The organism is Neisseria sp. P0009.S007 (assembly GCF_051962515.1).
Genome location: NZ_JBQCVF010000199.1, coordinates 1 through 2,541, shown reverse-complemented (window position 1 = coordinate 2,541; position 2,541 = coordinate 1). Strand labels below are relative to the sequence as shown.

The 2,541-nt window shown below is 40.4% G+C and carries 5 protein-coding genes; 1 reads left to right on the top strand and 4 read right to left on the bottom strand.

All coding sequences use genetic code 11. From position 1 onward, the window contains the following. Positions 1 to 264: L-serine ammonia-lyase, iron-sulfur-dependent, subunit alpha (locus ACTHS3_RS11530; protein WP_440367995.1), on the top strand; the 264-nt coding region annotated here is incomplete at its 5' end. Positions 265 to 331: 67 nt separating this feature from the next. Here ACTHS3_RS11530 and ACTHS3_RS11525 read toward each other — a convergent pair. The 4 genes from ACTHS3_RS11525 to ACTHS3_RS11510 all read right to left on the bottom strand — a co-directional run. Then, the gene (locus tag ACTHS3_RS11525) at positions 332 to 775 is read right to left on the bottom strand and encodes a hypothetical protein (RefSeq protein ID WP_070591443.1); all 444 of its coding nucleotides are present in this window, start codon (positions 773 to 775) and stop codon (positions 332 to 334) included. Beyond that, the gene (locus ACTHS3_RS11520; protein WP_070591441.1) at positions 772 to 1,197 is read right to left on the bottom strand and encodes a hypothetical protein; all 426 of its coding nucleotides are present in this window, start codon (positions 1,195 to 1,197) and stop codon (positions 772 to 774) included. Before ACTHS3_RS11520 ends, ACTHS3_RS11525 begins: the two co-directional genes overlap by 4 nt. 18 nt (positions 1,198 to 1,215) lie before the next feature. Continuing rightward, a complete protein-coding gene (locus ACTHS3_RS11515) occupies positions 1,216 to 1,596 on the bottom strand; it encodes a hypothetical protein (RefSeq protein WP_070607082.1) in 381 nt (126 codons plus the stop codon). Further along, positions 1,593 to 2,541, bottom strand: a 949-nt coding sequence (locus ACTHS3_RS11510) for an ATP-binding protein (protein WP_440367994.1), incomplete at its 5' end; no start/stop codon positions are given. The genes ACTHS3_RS11515 and ACTHS3_RS11510, both read right to left, overlap by 4 nt.

Genomic DNA, 2,541 nt, shown 5'->3' with positions numbered 1-2,541 from the left:
ACTTGCGACCCTGTCGGCGGCTTGGTGCAAATCCCCTGTATCGAGCGCAACGGCATCGCCGCCGAAAAAGCCCTCAAGCTCGCCACCCTCGCGCTTTTGGAAGACGGCACAGACAAAAAAGTCTCACTTGATGAAGTGATTCAAACCATGTTGCAAACCGGCCGCGATATGAAGGCAACCTATAAAGAAACCTCACTCGCAGGCTTGGCCATTACCTTGCAGAAAAAAGCCATACCTGTATCCGTGCGCGTGGTGGAATGTTAGCAATAGAGTAAGGGATCTGCACGATAAAAAAGGCCGTCTGAAAAACTTTCAGACGGCCTTCATACAATCAGATATTGATAATTTGTTTTTGAATTTCAGCCCCTTCAAATGTAGAAAGCCAAACAGTATTCTCATTAATTTCGTTGTTGATTTCATCCGTTAAAGGCTGAATTATTCCTTGAGTACGCATATATCGTAGAGTGTCAGTGATGGTTTTGATGGCTAAATCGTCATCGTAAAGGCAATTATGTTCTTTTAAAAACATAATAACATCATGTATGCTCCCTACCTTATGACGTTGGAAGTATAGAACAACGTGATTTTCGGTTTTCTTAAGTTTGTCTTCTGTACTGTTAATAAAGCAAGAAAATAGGGATTTCAGGAAATATCCTGCTGCTAGAGTGGCAATTCCGTAGTAAATCCATGAAGATGTATGGCTGGCATCACTGATAGCAACAGAAAGACTGCCCAAGAAGATGATTGCGTAAAATATTGGGCGAAGTAGCTTCATGATTCTGTAACAGGCTTAGTTACAGCAAATTTCATTTCCTGAGCGATAAGCAGCTCCTCGGCAGCCATTTGATTTAAGTAAACATCTATATCCATCAACGGGCTTTCAATCTGTTTTTGAAACCAGCTACCTTCACTATTTTGATAGTAGAGATCTGCTTTAAACTGCATTTTTCTATCTGATGTTGTGCGAAGAATAATATTACCGGCTTGATAGTCTAAAGATTCCTTTTTTTCTGTAGACAAAATAGTGTTATCCAATGTTTTGGAAAACATGGCAATAAAATCATTTAAAGACAGAAGCTGGTGGCGTTGCAGTTGCTCCAGTTTTTCTAGAAAATCGATGGTAAGATGTTTGCTTATAGCTTTCAAATCATCTATCAATTCTGAAGTTTGCGTTTTCTTTTTTTTGTTTTCAAACATAGTTTGTCATCCAATAAATTAGTTTGCAAGCTGCAATTCTTGGGCTATCTGCTGGCTTATTTCCATTTCTCGCCCATGGGTATTTTGAATTTGCAGTTTTATATCTTGTGGTATATCTTGAAAAGAGACAGCGCGAGTCAATACAGTTTCTTGCCATTGACCATTTGCAGATCGAGAATAGAATTTTTGAATAGCAACTTGTCCGGCCTGATAAAGTGCTTTTGCAAGGTTTCCTTCTTGCAGGAAAGTTTTAAAACCGACAATACTGGCAGGGATAAGAATTTCTTTAATACGATCGAATGATTCTATAACGAATTTTTTAATATCATTCCAAAATGCTCCGATGACTACACCTACACCGATTAATAATGCTGCTCCTGCAATTAAATATGGAATCATGATAATTTTTCCTTGTTGAGTTGTTGTTTGACAAAGTTTTCTGAAACCTCGCGGGTTTCAGTCTTGAGGATTTCCCCTGAGGAAATATCAAATTTTTTACCGGCATTGGCTTCTTTGCCTTTGCGAATATTTTCAATTTTTTCCATTAGGTTTTGATGGGTAACTTCGTGAGCATCCTCGTTTTTTGCGGCAAAAGCCGAAAGTAGGATACCATTGGCAATGTCAGAACCACTGAGCGTGGCTGAGTTTGCGGCAGCATCTACCAAGTCAATGGAATGCGGAAGCTGCTTGGGAATGTATTTTTCAAACAAGCGCAGGCGCGTGGTTTCATCAGGCAGGTCGAATTCGATATGCATCAGAATGCGACGCATGAAGGCTGGGTCGTAGTTGCTAATAAAGTTGGTAGCAAAGAGGACGGTATCGTTGTAATCATTTAATAATGTCAACATGACGGAACGCGTTTGGTTGACGCTGGTATCTGTCGCACTAGTCATATTGGTTACGCGTCTGCTCAAAATAGCATCTGCTTCATCAAAAAATAAAATAGCATTGTTCTCTTTTGCAAATTCAAACGCAGCTTGAATATTTTTTGGAGTTTCGCCGACGTATTTGGATTCGATGTCACCATAATTGACTAAAACTAAAGGGCGGTTGAGATGCTTAGCAATAGCGTGTGCCGCCATGGTTTTGCCTGTACCCGGTTCGCCATAGAGGTTGATGATCATTTTGTTGTCGTACTTGTGGGTATGTTTGAAACCCCATTCTTCAAATACGGCAGATTGGTGTTCTCGCAGGCTGATGGCGCGCTTAAGTTCGTTGAGTGTATGTGCGGGCAGAATCAGATCGGACAGGCTGTAAATCGGCTGACTCAAATCGAATGCAATAGTATTTTTTTTAGGTGCAACTGTTTCTTTTTTAACAGTATTGGGTACGATAGGCATTCTG